We start from the raw sequence: 19,538 nt of genomic DNA on the forward strand, positions 1-19,538 counted from the left end.
TTCAAATCGCCTCTAGTTCGCTCAAAAAGTCACGAAGATCATCAAAATCTTCCACGCTGCCGGCGCGGAAAGTGGCTGCGGCCTGCACGTAGGCGCGCAGTGATTCGGTCTGGAACAGTTCCATCAGCGGTACGTCCAGGCCCAACTCGGCCTGCACCCGCGAGGTGATCTGGATGGCCAGCAGGGAATGCCCGCCGACTTCGAAGAAGTTGTCGTTCAGGCCCACTTGCGCCAGGTGCAGCACGTCGGCCCAGATCGCGGCGATCTGCTGCTCCAGTTCGGTGTGCGGCGCCACGTACTGTTGCTGCATCTGGCTGGCATCCGGCAACGGCAGGCCTTTGCGGTCGAGCTTGCCGTTGGGGGTCAGCGGCATCTGTGCGAGGAACACGAAGTGCGCCGGCACCATGTAGTCCGGCAGGCCGCTTTTCAGGGCGCGACGCAGGCTGTCGCGGAATTCGGCCTGGTCGGCCAGGGTCGCATCGGCCGGCACCACGTAGGCCACCAACTGCTTGCCGGTCGGACCTTCCTGGGCCACCACCACGGTTTCGCCGACGCTGTCCTGTTCGCGCAGGCGCGCTTCGATTTCACCCAGTTCGATACGGAAACCACGGATCTTGACCTGATGGTCGACGCGACCCAGGTAATCCACCACACCGTCCGGACGCCCACGGGTCAGGTCGCCGCTGCGATACACGCGGCTGCCGGGCTTGCCGAACGGGTCCGGCACAAAGCGTTCGGCGGTCAACGCCGGACGCTCCAGGTAACCCCGGGCCACGCCCTCGCCGCCCAGGTACAACTCACCGGCCACGCCGATGGGTTGCAGGTTGAGCTGCGCGTCCAGCACGTAGCCGCTGCGGTTGCTGAGCAAAGTGCCGATGGGCGCGTAGACGGCGCCGCATGGGTCGCCCTTGCGCGCCTTCCACAACAGTGGCGTGACCACGGTTTCGGTCGGGCCGTAGCCGTTGAACAGGTAGGTCGGTTTCAGTGCGCGCCAGGCCAGGTCGTAGCTGGCCTGGGCCACTGCATCCCCGCCGAAGCAGTACACGCGCACCGCTGGAGGGTTGCCGTCGCGCTCGGCGTGTTCGGCCAGTTGCTGCAGGTACACCGGTGGGAACACCGCCATGGTCACGTTGTGGCGGTGCATCTGTTCATAGGTGTATTCCGGCAGCCACAGGCTGTCGTCGCGGATCAGCACGCTGGCGCCATTGATCAACGGGTGCATCCAGCCTTCATGTGCGCCGTCGAAGGCGAATGACATGAAGTGCAGTTCGCAATCGGCCGGGCGGGTTTCATAGCGCTCGCCGGTGGCGATAATGTGCGCCACCAGTGGCCCGTGGGACACCGCCACGCCCTTGGGCATGCCGGTGGAACCGGAGGTGTAGATCACGTAGGCAAGGTTGTCGCCGTCCAGCGCCACATTCGGCGCGCGGTCACTGCACTGCGCCCATTGCTCGCTGCAGTCAATCGCCAGGGTCTCCAGCCCATCGGGGACCGGCAGTTGCGCCAGGGCGCGGGTATGGCTGAGCAGCAATTGCGCCCGGCTGTCCTGCATCATGTACAGCAGGCGATCACGCGGGTATTCGATATCCAGCGGCACGTACACGCCACCGGCCTTCAGCACCGCGAGGAACGCCACCATGATCTCGGCACTGCGCGGCATGGCAATCGCCACGCGCACTTCCGGGCCGACGCCACGGGCGATCAGCGCATGAGCCAGGCGGTTGGCCTGGGTGTCGAGTTCTGCGTAACTGAGGGTGTGCGCATCGAACTTCACCGCGACAGCATCCGGGGTCTCCCGGGCACGGTCGGCGACCAACTCATGCACCAGCCGCTGGGACGGATAGCCGGCATCGGCGCGGTTCCACAGTTGCAGGATGTGCTGCTGCTCGTGCTGATCCAACACGCGCAACTGGCCGATGGCTTGAGTCTGATCGGCCACCATCGCCTGCAACAGGTTCTGCCAATGCCCGGCCATGCGCGCGATGGTGGCGGGTGCAAACAGGTCGGTGGCATAGCTCAGGGAGGCATGCAGCGCCGTCGGGCTTTCTTCCACGTCCAGCGCCAGGTCGAACTGGGCCACGCCGTCATCCCAGCCCAGGACCTCGATGTGCAGGTCGGTCAACTGCTGCAACTGACGCTCGGCGGACGTTACACGGTGGTTGAACAGCACCTGGAACAACGGGCTCAGGCTGAGGCTGCGGTCCGGATGCAGTGCTTGCACCAGTTGCTCGAACGGCAGGTCCTGATGGGCCTGGGCGTCCAGGGAGCGCTGGCGCACCTGGCGCAGCAGCTGCTCGACGCTCATCTGCCCGTGAAGGTCGGCCTTGAGCACTTGGGTGTTGACGAAGAAGCCAATCAGGCCCTCGGTCTCCAGGCGGTTGCGGTTGGCAACCGGCACGCCGACGCGCACGTCTTCCTGGCCGCTGTAGCGATGCAACAGCGCCTGGTAGGACGCCAACAACACCATCGGCAAGGTGACGCCGGCACTGCGCGCCAGGGTGCGCAGGCCTTCCAGCAGTCCTGGCGCCAGGTCGATGCCCAGGCGCGCACCGCGATGGCTTGGCAGCGCCGGGCGCGGAAAGTCGAACGGCAGCTCCAGTACCGGTTGCTCGCTGCCCAACTGCTCACGCCAATAGGCCAGTTGACGTGTTTGCTCGCCGGCCTCCATCCAGTTGCGTTGCCATACGGCATAGTCGGCGTACTGGATCGGCAGCGCCGGCAGATCCGCGGTTTGACCCTGGCTGAACGCGGCGTACAGCTGCACCAGCTCTTCGACCATCAGTTGCATCGACCAGCCATCGGAGACGATGTGGTGCTGCACCAGCACCAGCACGTGGTCGTCCTCGGCCAGGCGCAACAACGTGACCCGCAACAGCGGCCCGCGCAGTAAATCGAAGGGCCGTGCGACCTCGGCGGCGACGGTGGCCTTGAGGTCGGCGTACTCGCAGGCGCCGTGGTCGATAGCGATCCGGCCGACCGCTTCGATGACCTGCACCGCAGCCGTGGCCTCCTGGCGCAGATGAGTGCGCAGGCTTTCATGGCGGGCCAGCAAGGTGTCGAAACTGCGTTGCAACGCGGCTTCGTTCAATGGGCCATGCAAACGCAAGGCACTGGGGATGTGATACGCCGCGCTCTGCGGGTCCAGTTGCCAGAGGAACCATTGACGCTCCTGGGCATAGGACAACGGCAAGGGTTGCGTGCGGTCGGCCTTGAGCAGCGCCGGTGCGGTGCTGCCCTCCTCGCCGAGGGCGCGCACGAAATCACCCAGCAGGGGCTGCTCGAACAGGGTCTTGAGTGCGACTTCCAGCGCCAGTGCCTGACGCACCCGCGACACCACCCGCGTGGCCAGCAGGGAATGCCCGCCCAGCTCGAAGAAGTGATCGTCGAGGCCGACCTGCGGCACCTCCAGCACCTCGGCCCAGATCGCCGCAACCTGTTGTTCGCGCGCGGTGACGGGCGCCAGGTGGCCCTTGTGCAACTGACCGGCATCGACCTTGGGCAAGGCCTTGCGGTCGAGCTTGCCGTTGGGGGTCAGCGGCAGGCGCTCGAGCAGCAACACGTGCGCCGGCACCATGTAGTCCGGCAGCCGCTCGCGCAGCGCGGTTTTGCAGGCCTGTGAATCCACCGCCGTGGTGGTCACCAGGTAGGCGATCAAACGGTCGTTGTCCGCCAGCACCACCGCTTCCCGCACGCCTGGGTACTCCCGCAGGCAGGCTTCGATTTCACCCAGCTCGATACGGAAGCCGCGCACCTTGACCTGATGGTCGACGCGGCCGATGTACTCGACCACGCCGTCCTCACGGTAACGCGCCAGGTCGCCGGTGCGGTACAGGCGTGCGCCTGGCGGGCCGAACGGGTCCGGCACAAAACGCTCGGCAGTGAGTGCCGGCCGCGCGTGATAACCCCGCGCCAGGCCGACTCCGCCGATCAGCAGCTCGCCGGCCGCGCCCTGCGGGCAGGGGGTAAGCCCGGCATTGAGGATAAACAGCGAGGTATTGGCGATAGGTCGCCCGACAAAAGGCTGCGCCTCGTGCAAGCGATGGGCCGCCGACCAGATGGTGGTTTCCGTCGGCCCGTAGAGGTTCCACACCGGGCCCTGCAAATCGAGCAGACGCTGGGCCAGGTCAGCCGGCAGCGCTTCGCCGCCGCACAGGCACTGGATACCGCGCAGCAGGTGCGCACGCGGGCTGTCGAGCAGCATGCGCCAGGTCGACGGCGTGGCCTGCAGCACGTTGGCTGCCTGGTTGTGAGCGAGGTCGAGGATGGCTTCCGGGTCAAGGGCCATGGTCTGCTCGCTCAACAGCACCGTCGCGCCGACACTCAGCGGCACGAAGAGCTCCAGGGCGAAGATGTCGAATGAGAACGTGGTCAACGACAACAGACGCGCATCGCCGTCAATGGACAAGGTATCGGCCATGCCGCAGGTAAAGCTGCACAACGCCTGGTGCCGTACCATCACGCCTTTGGGCGTGCCGGTGGAGCCGGAGGTGTAGATGACGTAGGCCAGGTGCTCCGGCGTAACGTCCACCTGAGGGTTGTGCGCGTCACCGTCGCAGTCGTCGGTCAGCAGCACCAGCAGGTCCTGGGGCTGTACGAGACGACCGCGCAAATGCGCCTGGGTCAGCAACACCCGGGCATTGCTGTCTTCGAGCATGAACGCCAGGCGCTCTGCCGGGAACTGCGGGTCGAGCGGCACGTAGGCGCCACCGGCCTTGAGGGTTGCCAGCAGGCCGACCACCATGTCCAGGGAGCGTTCCACATGCACCGCCACCAGCACGTCGGGGCCGACGCCCGCCGCGATCAACCGGTGCGCCAGGCGATTGGCCCGGCGGTTGAGTTCGGCGTAGCTCAGGCTGACGTCATTGAAGCGCAGTGCGGTGGCATCCGGCCGGGCGAGCGTTTGCGCCTCGAACAACTGATGTACGCATTGCTCGTGCGGGTAGTCGGCGGGCGTGTGGTTCCAGTCTTCAATCATTTGCTGGCGCTGAGGCGCACTGAGCATCGCCAGTTCGTCGAGCGACTGTGATTCATCGCGTACCACGGCGCGCAGCAGGTTATGCCAGTGCCCGGCCAGGCGTTCCAGGGTCGCCGGCTCGAACAGGTCGGTGGCGTACGTCAGCGACGCCCACAGGCCATCGGCGGATTCTTCGGTTTCCAGGTTCAGGTCGAACTGGGTGCTGTGAACGGCCCAGTCCAGCGGCTGCAATGCCAGGCCCGGCACGTGCACGGCGCCGGCGCGCAAGCTGTCCTGGTGGTTGAACATCACCTGGAACAGCGGGTTATGGCTGAGGCTGCGCTCGGGCTGCAAGGCTTCCACCAGTTGCTCGAATGGCAGGTCCTGATGCGCCTGGGCCTCGAGGGCGCGCTGCTTGACCTGGGCCAGCAGCTGCGCAAAGGGCATTTGCCCCTGCAGCTCGGCCTGCATGACCTGGGTATTGACGAAGAAACCCACCAGCCGTTCGGCTTCCAGGCGCGTGCGGTTGGCGATCGGCACGCCGACACGTATCTCGGACTGTCCGCTGTAGCGATGCAGCACGGTCTGGAACGAGGCCAGCAACAGCATGAACAAGGTTACGTCCTGACGCTGGGCCAACGCCTTGAGTTCGGCCACCAGCGTGCTGTCCAGATGGATCTTCTGGCGCGCGCCGCGATGGCTTTGCACCGCCGGGCGCGGATGGTCCAGAGGCAGCTCCAGCAGCGGGTGTTCACTGCCCAGGCGCGTGCACCAGTAATCGAGCTGGCGCTGTTTTTCCCCGGCCGCCATCCAGTCACGCTGCCATTGGGCATAGTCGGCGTACTGGACCGGCAACGCCGGCAATGGGCTGTCGCCCTGGTAGAGCGCCACCAGCTCATCGACCATCACCTGCATCGACCAACCGTCGGAGATGATGTGATGCTGAGTGATGACCAGCACATGGTGCTGCGCAGCGACTTCCAGCAATTTGACGCGCATCAGCGGGCCACTGCGCAGATCGAACGGGCGCTGGATTTCCTCGGCCACCGCCTGCTCGATCGCCGCCAACTCGACGCGCTGGCGCTCGATGGTCACTGCCAGGGCGGGATGGATGACTTGCAGGGTCTGCTCGCCCTGCTCGACAAAGGTGGTGCGCAGCGGCTCATGGCGGTGTACCAGCGCCTGGAACGCCTGCTCCAGGGCGGCGATGTCCAGCTGACCGCGCAGGTGCAGGGCGGTGGGAACGTGATAGGCCGCGCTGGCGGAGTCCAGTTGCCAGAGGAACCATTGGCGTTCCTGGGCGAAGGACAACGCCAGCGGATGGTCGCGTTCCAGCGCCACCAACGGCTGCGCCGTGCTCACCTGCAACGCCGCGCAGGCGTCGGCAAACGCGCGCAGGGTCGGCTGTTCGAACAGCGCGCGCAATGGCACTTCCAGGTTGAGCGCATGCCGTACCCGGGAGATGACCTGGGTGGCCAGCAACGAGTGGCCGCCGCGCTCGAAGAAGTGATCCTCCAGCCCGACCTGCTCAACCTGCAACACCGCCTGCCAGATCGCTGCCAGCTGGATTTGCAGCGGGCTGTGGGGCGCCACGTAGGCTTGTGTGTGCTGGTTCAGATCCGGCACCGGCAATGCGCGGCGGTCAAGCTTGCCGTTGTTGTTCAACGGCAAGGCATCGAGCACCACCCACTGCCCGGGCACCATGTAGTCCGGCAGCGACTGACGCAAACGGGCCGCCAGTGCCTGTGTGTCCAAGGCGATGCCCGCAGCGGGCACCACGTACGCCACCAACTGCGTACCGGTGGCGCTCGGCAGCGCCAATACTGCCGCTTCACGCACCTGCGGCAAGGCTTGCAGGCCGGCTTCGATTTCGCCCATTTCGATACGCAAGCCGCGAATCTTCACCTGATGGTCGATACGCCCGACGTACTCCAGCGCACCCGCCCCGTTGTAACGGGCCAGGTCACCACTGCGATACAGTCGGGCGCCGGGGACTGCGGAAAACGGGTCCGGCAGGAAGCGCTCGGCGGTCAGCGCCGGGCGGTCGAAATAGCGCTGGGCCAGACCGGCTTCGGCGCCGATGCACAACTCGCCTACGCCATCGGTCGCCAGCAATTGGAAACTGCTGTCGAGCACGTAGAGCGAGCGCCCTTCAATCGCGCGCCCGATCGGCACACCGAACGCGTCGCTGGCATCATCGAGTTGGCACGCGTGCACGCTGGACACCACCGTCGCCTCGGTCGGCCCATACGTGTTGACCAGCCGTACACCGCCCAACCCGGCAGCATGCCAGGCGCGCAGGCCTTCCACGGACATCGCCTCACCGCCCACATGCACCTGGCGCAGCCGGCCCAGGGAGCGTTGGTGCATGACGCATTCCTTGGCCAGCAGGTACCAATATGCGGCGGGCAAGTCGGCCAGGGTCACGCCCTGTTCAACGATCTCGCGCGCCAGTTGCCCGGCGTCCCACAGGTCATCGCCACGCATGATCAGCGCCGCGCCCACGCACAGCGGCGGGTAGCACTGCTCGACAAAGCCGTCGAAGCTGAAGGTCGCGAACTGCAGCACGCGGTCCTCTGCGCTCAACTGGCTGTACAGCACGGCGCTGTCGCAGAACTGGCCGAGGGCGGCATGGTCGATGGCCACGCCTTTGGGCTGGCCGGTGGAGCCGGAGGTGTAGATCACATACGCCAGGTCCGCCGCCGCCGCGTGATTGGGCGGATTGGTTGCCGGGCAGTCGGCCAGCTCATCGCCCGTGGCGCTGAAGTCGACACGGGTCAGCCCGACCGGCAACGGCACATCGGTCAGCAAGCCGGTTTCGCTGAGCAGCAGGTCCAGGCGACTGTCCGCGAGCATGTAGGCCAGGCGCTCGGCCGGGTATTTAGGGTCCAGCGGTACATACGCCGCGCCGCTCTTGAGTACCGCCAGCAGGCTGACGATCAGTTGCGGACCGCGCCGCGACGCCAGGCCCACGCGCTGGCCGGGGCCCACGCCCAGTGCCAGCAGGCGATGGGCCAGGCGGTTGGCCCGTGCGTTGAGTTGGGCGTAGCTCAAGCGTTCGCTGCCGGCCTGCACCGCCAGTGCGTCCGGCGTGGCCTGGGCCTGGGCGGCGATGCGCTCATGGGCGTGTAGATGACCTCGGGCGGTCGCCGGCAACTGGCTGAGGGCAAGCACGTCGCGCTGCGCGGGGGCGTCGAGCAGGCGCAGATTGCCCAGGGAGACGTGAGCGTCGGCCAACAGTTGCGCCAGCAGATGGTGCAGGTTGTCCCCCAGCCGCGTGACCTGAGACGCGCTGAACTGCGCGCGGTCGTAGCTGAATTCCAGGCGCAGGCCGGTGCCCAGTTCGATGCCAAGGGTCAATGGGTAATGGGTGCGCTCATGGTTATGCAGCGGCCCGAAGGTCAGGCCGGCCGGCGCGCCTTGTTTCAGGGCTTCGGCCACCGGGAAGTTTTCAAACACCAGCAGCGTGTCGAACAGCGCGGCGCCTTGCTGGCCGGCCCAGCCCTGGATGTCGTAGAGCGGCACATGCTCGTGATCGCGCAGGCTGAGGTTCTGCGCCTGCAACTGGCTGAGCCAACTGGCGGCGGATTGCGCCGGCGAGGCGGCGCTGATGATCGGCAAGGTATTGATGAACAGGCCCAACTGCTGCTCGATCCCCGGCAACGGCGCGGAACGCCCGGCCACGGTGGCGCCGAAAGCCACGCAAGCCTGCCCGGTGTAGCGTTGCAGCAGCAGGCTCCAGGCGCCCTGCAACAGGGTGTTGAGGGTCACTTTATGTTGGCGGGCGAACTCACCGAGGCGCTGGGTGAAGTCACTGCCCAACACGACGTGATGCTCTGCAGTCCCCGCACCGTCAACCGGCGCGCGCAGCGCCTGGGCCAACCGGGTCGGCGCCGGCAATGGCGCCAGCTCGGCTTTCCAGAATGCTTCGCCGTTGCCTTGCTGTTGCAGCCAGCCCAGGTAATCTCGAAATTGCCCAAGCGGTGCAGGCACGGCCTGGGCCGCGTAATGAGCAAGCACTTCGCCGAGCAACTGGGCGTTGCTCCAGCCATCCATCAGGATGTGGTGGCTGGTGAAAATCAGCTGCCAGGTCGTGCCCGCGCCACGCACCAGCACCAGGCGAAACAGCGGCGCGGCATTGAGTTCGAAGCCGCGTGTACGCTCGGCGTTGGCCAGTGCATCGAAATCGGCGCGGGGGTCTTCAATCACTTGCAGTTGCAGGTCGACCTGGCGGCGAATCACTTGATGCGCGCTGTCCAGGCCCAGCCAATGGAAGCTGCTGCGCAGGATGTCGTGACGGTCCAGCGCGGCCTGCCAGGCGCGCCCGAACGCAAGCAGGTCGAGGCCGTCGATGTCCAGGCGCAGCTGGTTGATATAGGCCTGGGCCTCGGGTTCCAACAGCGTGTGGAACAGCATGCCCTGCTGCATCGGCGACAAGGGGTAAAGGTCTGCGATGGCCGGCCCGGCCACCGGCAATGCATCCAGTTGCGCCTGGGTGACGCGTGCCAGGGGGAAATCCGATGGCGTGACCTGCCCGGCCGGCGTGGCACAGCAATGTTCGATCAGGGTCTTGAGTTCAGCGGCGTATTCGTCCGCCAGGCGCTGGATGGTCGAGGGTTCGAACATCTCGCGACTGAAGCCCCACTGTAAGGCCAACTCACCGCCATACACCTGCCCTTCCACCGTCAGCCAGTTGGCCAGCGGCGCCTCGGGGTCCTGAGCCTGGCCACTGCCCTCGCCGGCCGGTACGAACAGCGCCGACTCATCGAACTGGCGGTCGAACTGGCCCAGGTAGTTGAAGGTGATGCGTGGCGCGGCCAGCCCGGCCAGGGATTCGCGCGCTTGCGGCGCGCCGAGGTAGCGCAGCAGGCCATAGCCCAGGCCCTTGTCGGGGACGGCGCGCATTTGCTCCTTGACCGCCTTGATTGCACCGGACAGCTCGCCATCGGCTTGCAGGCGCAATGGAAACAGGCTGGTGAACCAACCAACGGTGCGTGTCAGGTCGATGCCATCGAACAGGTCTTCGCGACCATGTCCTTCCAGCTGGATCAGCGCGGTGGGTTGACCGCTCCAACGGCTGACGACCCGTGCCAGGGCGGTGAGCAACAGGTCATTGACCTGGGTGCGATAGGCCGCCGGCGCCTCTTGCAGCAACTGGCGCGTGTACTCGGCATCGAGGCGCGTTTCAAGCTTGGCGCCCAGGCGATTTTGCAGGCCACCCTCGGGGTGATCGCAGGGCAACTCGGCATCGATGGATTGCGCCTGCCAGTACGGCAGTTGGTGATCGAGGGCCTGCGCGTGGTCTTGCAGGCGCTGCGCCCAGTGCTGGTAGGCGCTGGTCTTTGCCGGCAATGTCTGTTCGCGATAAGCCTGTTGCAGGTCTTCCAGCAGGATGCGCCAGGACACGCCATCCACCACCAAATGGTGCACCACCAACAGCAAGCGCTGGGTACCGTCGGCCATGTCGACCAGGGCGGCGCGCAGCAGCGGGCCGTGCTCCAGGTCCAGGCTGCGCTGGGCCTCATCGCACAGCGCGGCCAATTCGGCGTCACTGCCGGCACGGGCCTGCCACAACGCCGATGCGCCGACCTGCGCGGCGTGATGCTGTTGCCAACCCTCGGCCTGCGCCACGAAGCGCAGACGCAGGGCATCGTGATGCCGGATCAATTGCATCACCGCCGCATCGAGTCGAGAGAACTCCAGGGTTTCACGCGGCGTCAGCAGCAATGACTGGTTCCAATGCTGACGCGCCGGGATGGTCTGGGCGAAAAAGCCCTGCTGCACCGGCGTCAGGATGACCTCACCGCTGACCGGGCCTTGATCGATCGCATTGAGCTCATCGAAGCTCGCCACCAGCGCCAGGCTGCGCACGCTCTGGTATTGGAACAGGTCGCGCGGGCTGAGGCGGATACCGGCCTGACGGGCACGGCTGACCACCTGGATGGAAATGATCGAATCGCCGCCCAGCTCGAAAAAGTTATCGTCCAGGCCTACGGCCTCGATGCCTAGCACACTGCTCCAGATCGCGGCCAAGGCTTGTTGCAGGGCGTTTTCAGGCGCGGCGAAAGCCTGCTGCGGCGCAGTGTCCGGCAGTGGCAGCGCCTTGCGATCGAGCTTGCCGTTGGCGGTCACCGGCAGCCTGGCCAGGGTGATGAAATGGGTCGGCACCATGTATTCCGGCAGGCTGTTGAGCAGCCAGGCCTTGAGGTCGCCGACGGCCTCGCTTTCAAGGACCAGATAGGCCACCAGCTGCTTGCCGCCCTGTACCAGGACCACTGCTTCGCGCACCTGCGGGTGCTGCATCAAGCGTGTTTCGATCTCGCCCAGTTCGATGCGCAAGCCGCGCAGCTTGACCTGGTGGTCGAGGCGGCCGAGGTATTCGATCACCCCATCGGCGCGCTGACGTACACGGTCGCCGGTACGGTACAGGCGCTCAGCGGCCACGAAGGGGCTCGGCACAAAGCGCTCGGCGGTCAGCGCCGGGCGACGATGGTAGCTGCGCGCCAGACCGGTGCCGCCCAGGTAAAGCTCACCCGCAACACCGGCCGGTACCGGGTTGAGCTGGGCATCGAGCACGTAGGTGCCGAGGTTGGCGATCGGCCGGCCAATCGGCACGCTGTCGGCGCCTTCATCGATGCAGGTCCAGTGGGTCACGTCGATCGCGGCTTCGGTCGGGCCGTAGAGGTTGTACAAGGCCGCATTCGCCAGCTTGGCGAACACCTGCAGTTGCGCGTCCAACGGCAAGGCTTCGCCGCTGCAGACAATGCGCTTGAGGCTGGCGCAGGCGCCTACGCCTGGCTCATGGATGAACGCCTGCAACATGGACGGCACGAAATGCAGGGTGGTGATGGCGTGCCGCTTGATGGTCTCGATCAGGCGGGCCGGTTCACGGTGCTCTCCCGGTGCGGCGACCACCAGGCGCGCGCCGGTCATCAGCGGCCAGAAAAACTCCCACACCGAAACGTCGAAGCTGAACGGCGTTTTCTGCAGCACCGCGTCGCTGCCATCGAGTGCGTAGGCCTGCTGCATCCAGCACAGGCGGTTGACCAGCGCACGATGGCTGTTACCGGCGCCCTTGGGCTTGCCGGTGGAGCCGGAGGTGTAGATCACATAGGCCAGGTTCAACCCATGGAGGGTGACGTTCGGGGACTCGCTGCTGTAGGCGTCGAGCCAGTCGGCGGGCTGGTCCAGGGCTATCACCTGGATGCCTGCGGTCGGCAGTCGCGCCAACAGGTTTTGCTGGCTGAGCAGCAGCGTGATGCCGCTGTCGTCGATCATGTAGGCCAGGCGTTCCCCAGGGTATTCCGGGTCCAGCGGGACGTAGGCGCCGCCTGCCTTGAGGATGGCCAACAGGCCCACGACCATGTCGATGGAACGCTCGACACAGATCCCCACCAGCACATCCGGGCCGACGCCTCGCTCGCGCAGTGCATGGGCCAATTGGTTGGCACGCGCGTCAAGCTGGGCATAGGTCAGGGTGACCTCACCGAATACCAGCGCCGGGGCATCCGGCGTGCGTTGGGCCTGGTCTTCAATCAGGTGATGGATCGCGCGTTCGGTCGGGTACGGCGCGGCGGTGTGGTTCCAGGCCTTGACCAATACCTGCTGCTCGTCAGCGCCCAGCATCGGCAACTCGCCGATGCGCTGTTCACCGTCCGCCACCATCGCCTGCAACAGGCTGATCCAATGGCGGGCCATGCGCTGGATGGAAGGCGCGTCGAACAGGTCGTTGGCGTATGTCAGCGCGGCATGCAGGGTGCCTGATTTTTCATAGGTGTCGAGGGTTAGGTCGAACTGCGTGGTGCGACCCTGCCATTCCACCAGGGCCAGTTCCAGGCCGGATGCGGTGCTGACGGAGGCGATGTCCGCCACCACCGGCTGATGGTTGTACATCACCTGGAACAGCGGCGTATGGCTCAGGCTACGCTCGACTTTCAAGGCTTCCACCAAGCGTTCGAACGGCAATTCCTGATGCGCCTGGGCACCCAGGGCGTGTTCCTTGATGCCTTGCAGCAGTTCGACGACGCGGGTTTGTCCGGTCAGTTCGGTGCGCAGCACCTGGGTATTGACGAAGAAACCGATCAGCCCTTCGACTTCAGTGCGATTGCGGTTGGCGATGGGCACACCGACGCGTATATCGCCCTGCCCCGTGTAGCGATGCAGCAGCACATTGAACGCGCCGAGCAGCAGCATGAACAAGGTGACGTTGTGCGTTTGCGCGCACGTGCGCAATTGCGCGGCCAGCGCCGGGTCGATCTCGAAGGTGTGGCGCGTGCCCTGGTAGCTGGGCATGGCCGGGCGTGGACGGTCGGTCGGCAGCTCCAGCACCGGGTGTTCATCGCCCAGGCGCGCCTGCCAGTATTGCAGCTGGCGCGCCTGCTCGCCGGCTTCCAGCCAGCGACGCTGCCAGAGGGCGTAGTCGCTGTACTGGATCGCCAGCGCCGGCAATTGCGGCGCTTCGTTGCGCTCGTGAGCGTCATAGAAACGGATGAATTCGTCGATCAACACATTCATCGACCAACCGTCGGAGACGATGTGGTGCAAGGTCAGCAGCAACACGTGCTCGTGTGCATCGAGCTTGAGCAGTTGCACGCGCAGCAGCGGGCCGTGTTCCAGGTCGAACGGCAACAGCGACTGACGCGTTGCCGACGCGTTGACGGCCTGCTCACGGTCAGCGGGGGCCAAGTTACTGAGGTCCAGGTGCTCGACTACCCCTGACGGTTCGATTGGAACCTGGGCCAGCCGCTCATCCGCCTGGCGCTGAAACACCGTGCGCAAGGTTTCGTGGCGCGCCACCAGGCTGGCGAACGCCTGGTCCAGGGAGTCCAGGCTCAGCGCACCCTTCAAGCGTACGGCGCCGGGCAGGTTATAGGCGCCGCTGGCCGGGTCCAACTGCCACAGAAACCACATGCGCTGCTGCGCGTAGGACAGCGCCTGGCGGTCCTCTGCCTCCACCCCCGCCGGAATCGGAAACCGGGAAAAATCCACGCCTTCTTTCTGCAGGGCCTGCAGGAACACTTGGCGCTTTTCCAGGGGCAACCCGATAAACCGGCGAGCAAGTTTCAAGGAGTCTTCAGCATTCATTTGTTGGAGTCCGGAGCAATAGGCAGGAAGCACAAAGGCACGTCGTCCCTATAAAACGAACCGCAGAGGGAAAAATTAGCGAGCAATGGGGGCTGCAAGCGAGGTGTCATCAAGGGTTACATCAATCTTGAGAAAGACACGTCAACCCAAGCTAGCATTGACGTACACCACTTTTTGCAACTACATTTAGTTACACGCAGGGAACGCCGTGTCCAAAAATGAAAAGCTGCTCGCCAAACTGCTCGATGAGCACGTGGCATTCACCTGGTCTGAACTCGTAACGCTGTTACGCCGACTGGGCTACACACAGATTGAAGGGGCTGGAAGCCGGGTCAAATTCGATATCGGCGACCCCAGTGCACTGATTACCCTGCACAAGCCTCACCCCGGCAACGAACTGAAACACTACATTCGGCGCCAAATCATCGAACAATTGAAATCAGGAGAACTGATTCAGTGAACAACCAGCTGAAACACAAAGGCTACATCGGCTCCATCGAAGCCAGCCTCGAAGACAACTGCCTGTTCGGCAAAATCCTGTTCATCAAGGCGTTGGTGAGCTACGAAGGCAAAACCGTCGCCGAGCTGGACGCGGCCTTCAGAGAGGCGGTGGACGATTACCTCGCCACCTGCCAGGCCCTCGGGCAAACGCCGGAAAAGCCTTGCAAGGGCTCGTTCAACGTACGCGTGGGTCATGATCTGCATTTGGCGGCAGCGCTGGCGGCGACCCGCAAGAAAGTGACGTTGAACGATCTGACACGCCAGGCGCTGAATGAGTTTTTACAACATCATTGCCCGGCGATTGGCTGACTGCCCAACCGCCGATACCCCAGCACGGCCGAACCCAACACCACCAACCCCGCCGCCAGCGCCACCCAGAACCCGCTGGCGGCGCCGGAGTGGTCAATCATCCAGCCCGAGCTGGCGGCGCCAATCGCCACGCCGATGCTCAGGCCGGTGATCAGCCAGGTCATGCCTTCAGTGAGGCGGCTCGGTGGGACCACTTGCTCCACCAGCGCCATGGACACGATCAGGGTCGGGGCGAAGAACAGGCCGGAGATAAAGATCGCCACGGCCAGGCCCGGAATATCGGTCACCCACAGCAACGGCAAGGTGGTCAACGCCGTGGCCACGCCGCAGAACAGAAACTGCCGGGGCAACGAGGCCTTGAGCTTGAGCGTGCCGAAAGCCAGGCCGGCCAGGCAGGAGCCGATGGCGTAGACCGACAGCACGATACTCGCCGCGGCGGGTTGACCCTGATGCTGGGCAAAGGCGACGCTGACCACATCCACCACCCCGACAATTACACCCATGGCCAGCAACAGGGTCATCAGGATCAGCACCGAAGGCGAGGCGATCAGCCAGCGTCCATGGTGGTCGTGGCGTGGGTGCACCGGCGGCTCGGTCTCGCGTTGCAGCACGAAAGTGGTCACGCCCACCGCCAGCAACAGCGCCGCCGCCAAAGGCCCGGCCTCGGCAAACAGCACCACGCTCAGACCGACCGAAATGGGCGGGCCGATGATAAAGCACACCTCATCGAGCACCGACTCCAGGGCGAACGCGGTTTGCAGCCTGGGCTGGCCGCGGTACAACTCGGTCCAGCGCGCTCGCACCATGGCCGACATGTTGGGCATGCAACCGGCCAGCGCGGCGAACAGGAACAACGTCCAGTTCGGCGCCTGCACACGCGTGCACAGCAGCACCATCAACAACGCGCCCCCACCGATCAGCGCGGCGATCGGCAGCACCCTGCCCTGGCCGTATCGATCCACCAGACGCGATACCTGCGGCGCACAAAATGCCGTGGCCAACGCGAACACCGCCGCCACCGAGCCCGCCAGGCCATAACCGCCATGCACCTGCGAGAGCATGGTGATCAGGCCGATACCGGTCATGGATATCGGCATGCGTGCCAGCATGCCCGCCAGGACAAAAGCGCGAGCGCCGGGAACCTGAAACAACGCGGCGTAGGGATTTGCCATTGATAAAGCGCCTTCTGTCCTTAGGTGGGGCAACCTTGTATCACACCAGCCGCTTGATCTGCTTATGCCGCCATACCAGGCGGTAATAGGCTGTCTGCAACACCAGCATCGCCAGGTAAGTCACCGGAAATGCCATCCATACGCCTTCCAGGCCAAAGTGCGCATTGAACAGGTACGCCACCGGCAATTCCACGCACAGCACACAGAAAATCGAGATAGCGACCGGCATCAGCACCACGCCGCTGGCACGCATGATCCCGCCGATCACGGCCTGGAAGCCGAACACCAGGATGCTCCACAGCATGATATGCAACAGGTGCTCGGCGTTGACGCGCGCGGCGGCGTCGGTGATGAACAGACCCAGCAGCCAATGCGACAACCCGTAGCCGAGCACGATCAGGCCACCGGTGAGGCCGGTATTGATCAACAGCCCGGTGCGCAGGATCGGCCCGATGCGCTCCAGGCGACCGGCGCCAATGGCCTGCGCGCCCAGGATCGAGGCGGTGATGGCAATCGACAGCGCCGGAAACTGCACGTAATTGACGATCTGCGTCACCGCGCCGTACGCCGCCGTTGCCTGGGAACCATGGCCGTTGACCAGCGCCAGGATGACCAATTCGGACAACGACAGCACCACCATCTGCAAGCCGGTAGGCAACCCGATGCGCAGGACCTTGCCGAGGATCACCCGGTCCAGGCGCAGGGCTGCGAGCATGTCGCGATCCGGCGCCATCACATGGTGCTTGTGGCGCAGGCGCAGAATCAGGAACAGCATCGCCAGGGCATTCCCCGCCAGCCCGGCGTACGCCGCACTCTGGATGCCCATGGGCGGCAGGCCGATCCAACCGCGGATCAGCGCCGGCGTCAGCAACAAGCCCACCAGGGTCGATACCATCAGCGCCAACAACGGCGAAACCGTGTCGCTGACGCCGCGCAGCAGCTGGGTATAAAGGATAAAGACCAGCAGCAGCGGCATGATCAGCATCATCACCTGGGCGTAGCCCACCGCATCGTCCAGCACATCGACGGGGGTTCCCAGGGCCTGCAACGCGGGGCGCGCAAACAGCCCACCCAGTACGGCCGCGAGCAAGCCTATCAGTGCGCCCAGGGTCAGCGTGGCGCCGGTGATCACCTTGACCAGTCCAGTCTCCCCGGCGCCCCAGGCCTGGCCGATCAGCACCGAGGCGCCGGCACCCAGGCCAATCACCAGGGCGATGAAGAAAAACACGATGGGGAACATGCCCGACACCGCCGCCAGCGCGTGGGTACCGAGCATCTGCCCGACATAGATACCGTTGAGCGTACCGGAGAAGCTTTGCAGAAAATTGGAGAGCACCATCGGTGCCAGAAAGAACAGGTAAACCTGCCACAACGGTCGTTGCTGGGTGACTTCCATGATGGTTTGGGCCCCTGGGTGGCAGTGGAGTGGTCAATCGCTTGAGGCTGTTGGCGCTGAACCGCCAATGGTACGCCGAGATCGATGGACCACTCCAGAGGGCAGGTAGTTGCGTGCAACGAGGCAGGTGCCAGGGACGGCTGCTATCCGCCTACCGGAAAGCAGCCTTTGATAGCCGCAAATATTACCCGCCGGCGGATACGGAGAAGTTACCCGCATACGCGCTGGCGTAGGGTTTGCTTGGCGCACGGGAGGATTGCTGGTCGATCATATGGTCGATGTTGACCATATCAAAGCGTTGGTCTTCAGCGCCCGGCTTGCCCTCCTCCCGAACGCCGATATCCAGCTCACGCAACAAGCCAGGACGATTGAGCAATTCCAGGGCCACTTCGCGCGCTTGCGGACTGAAGGTTCGTGTGGACGGGGTAAGACCCGCCGCCTCTTTCAGCTCATTCACATTGACGTACTTGTCATCCGCACCGGCGGTAAACTGTCTGAAATTATTTTTGACGGCATGCAGCAGCCCTTCGTCGCTCATCGTCCTGAATGTATTTGATGCATCCCCCAGGTCCTGCCGGGAGATACTGCCGTCAAGCACGCCACTGCGGCCTTGATCCAGTGTCTTGAACAGTTGTCCTCGCTCCATCAATTCCTGCGCGACAGCAGTATCGGCCGCACTGATGGGCCGTCCATCCAGGGTATGTCCCGACGCAGCGGCGCTCAGCGACTCATCCGTGATGCTACCTCGTGAAGGATCTTGCAGGGCACCGAAATGGGAAAGCACCTTGGCCGAGAACGCCTCGTCACTGTCATTGGCATAGGGTCGACCTGCGGCCATCATCGGGCTCCATGGCTGGCTACCTTGCACACCCATATAAGACGGGGGCTGCGACGCCTGCCAGCCTTGCATGCCTTGCGGCCCACCGAATTCAGGTTGCGCGTTGAACTGAGGAGAATATTGCTGATTTATTCTCTGCTGTTGCATCGCGCCGTTATTCCCTCCGGCAAATCGATTGCCTGACAGTGGGGAATAGCCGCCCGCCTCCTGCTGAGACAACTGACCGATAGCCAGTTGCATATCCTCGCGGTTAATCAGGCCATCTTCCTGAGCGCCATTTTGAACACCGTCAAACAGGCTTGCGAGACCGGGCCGACCCAATATATCCCTGGCAAGCAACGTCATCTGATCATCATGACCGCCCATCCCCAATGGACGATTGGCCACATCAGCCAGCGACTCTCGAGACGCGAAAGAACTGCCAGGCGATCTGAAATACTCGAAGTTTTGCAGCAGCATGTCTGCAACGGCCGAGTGGGAATAATTGCTGGTCATTACGCTGGGCATATTCGCCATCGCATTACCCGCTGAGGGAAATTCGCGGTTCTGCACAGGCGGAGGCGAATAGAACGGCTGGTTTAAGTAAGTATTCATCATGGCAACACCTCATGTCTTGGACGTAACAACGGCCTGGCCAAACAAACAAGCGCTCGGTTCGGCTGCCTGTTGGTGGCAACTGAAACAGTGCAGTTCCAAACACACATAGGGTTTCGCATCAGAATCGGACTATCCACCAAACGCCTGCGAGGGCCGGCGAAGTGCAGGGTCAAGCGGAGCGATCTGCGGCCCGACCGCCGTCGTGGCGCAGAACACGTAGCTTGAGCAGCGAGTGGCGCATCTCGCGGTGGCGTTCGCTATTGAGCAGCAGCAATCCGCACAGCGGACATACGACACCCAACGTATAGGCCAAGGTGTGGGGATGGTACTGCAGGGTCGGTACCACCAGCATCAGACACATCGCAAAATAGCTTGCCAGGACAACACCCGCCCAACGCCGACCGCACATCATCATGGCATTGGAAAACACGGCAACAGTCGCCAATGCGACAAGACTCCACCCCGACATCTGCGCTTTGAGCGACGGGTCGAACCGGCGCAGATAGGTCGCATCATCCAATACCGTCACCAGGATGCCTGACAAAATCGCCATGGCCGTCGTGCCGAGAAGCACTGGCAGGTAGCGGCGCAAGACGCCAGCAATTGAGTCACTCGCTTTCAATACGCTGGAAGCCATTCCGTTGATCCTGAACTCATTGAAAGCTCAGAGCGTAAAGAATCCTCATC

General features: G+C 64.1%; 7 protein-coding genes. 2 read left to right on the plus strand and 5 right to left on the minus strand.

The features are described 5' to 3' along the window. Position 1: 1 nt before the first annotated feature. The gene (locus tag J1G34_RS18870; protein WP_222994478.1) at positions 2-14,038 is read right to left on the minus strand and encodes a non-ribosomal peptide synthase/polyketide synthase; all 14,037 of its coding nucleotides are present in this window, start codon (positions 14,036-14,038) and stop codon (positions 2-4) included. Positions 14,039-14,246: 208 nt separating this feature from the next. Between J1G34_RS18870 and J1G34_RS18875 the strand changes: the two genes are divergently transcribed. Together J1G34_RS18875 and J1G34_RS18880 are read left to right on the plus strand one after the other, a co-directional pair. Beyond that, the gene (locus J1G34_RS18875; RefSeq protein WP_065894295.1) at positions 14,247-14,498 is read left to right on the plus strand and encodes a type II toxin-antitoxin system HicA family toxin; all 252 of its coding nucleotides are present in this window, start codon (positions 14,247-14,249) and stop codon (positions 14,496-14,498) included. Continuing rightward, positions 14,495-14,848 (plus strand): type II toxin-antitoxin system HicB family antitoxin, encoded by a 354-nt coding sequence (locus J1G34_RS18880; protein WP_065894293.1) that lies wholly within the window; start codon positions 14,495-14,497, stop codon positions 14,846-14,848. Before J1G34_RS18875 ends, J1G34_RS18880 begins: the two co-directional genes overlap by 4 nt. Here J1G34_RS18880 and J1G34_RS18885 read toward each other — a convergent pair. The 4 genes from J1G34_RS18885 to J1G34_RS18900 all read right to left on the minus strand — a co-directional run bounded on the left by J1G34_RS18885 (position 14,827) and on the right by J1G34_RS18900 (position 19,488). Next, complete coding sequence (locus tag J1G34_RS18885; protein ID WP_065894291.1) at positions 14,827-16,020, minus strand: MFS transporter; 1,194 nt, start codon at positions 16,018-16,020, stop codon at positions 14,827-14,829. The genes J1G34_RS18880 and J1G34_RS18885 overlap by 22 nt on opposite strands. A 40-nt stretch (positions 16,021-16,060) precedes the next feature. Then, positions 16,061-17,416, minus strand: a complete 1,356-nt coding sequence (locus J1G34_RS18890; protein ID WP_065884695.1) for an MATE family efflux transporter — start codon at positions 17,414-17,416, stop codon at positions 16,061-16,063. Positions 17,417-17,600: 184 nt separating this feature from the next. Then, positions 17,601-18,851, minus strand: coding sequence for a hypothetical protein (locus tag J1G34_RS18895; protein ID WP_207225378.1), 1,251 nt, complete (start codon positions 18,849-18,851; stop codon positions 17,601-17,603). A gap of 169 nt (positions 18,852-19,020) precedes the next feature. Next, positions 19,021-19,488 carry a hypothetical protein gene (locus J1G34_RS18900; RefSeq protein WP_122462583.1) on the minus strand — a complete coding sequence of 156 codons (468 nt, stop codon included), beginning with the start codon at positions 19,486-19,488 and terminating at the stop codon, positions 19,021-19,023. Between the last annotated feature and the right edge of the window lie 50 nt (positions 19,489-19,538).

This window comes from Pseudomonas sp. Wu6 (genome assembly GCF_019891515.1).
Taxonomy (GTDB): Bacteria; Pseudomonadota; Gammaproteobacteria; order Pseudomonadales; family Pseudomonadaceae; genus Aquipseudomonas; species Aquipseudomonas orientalis_A.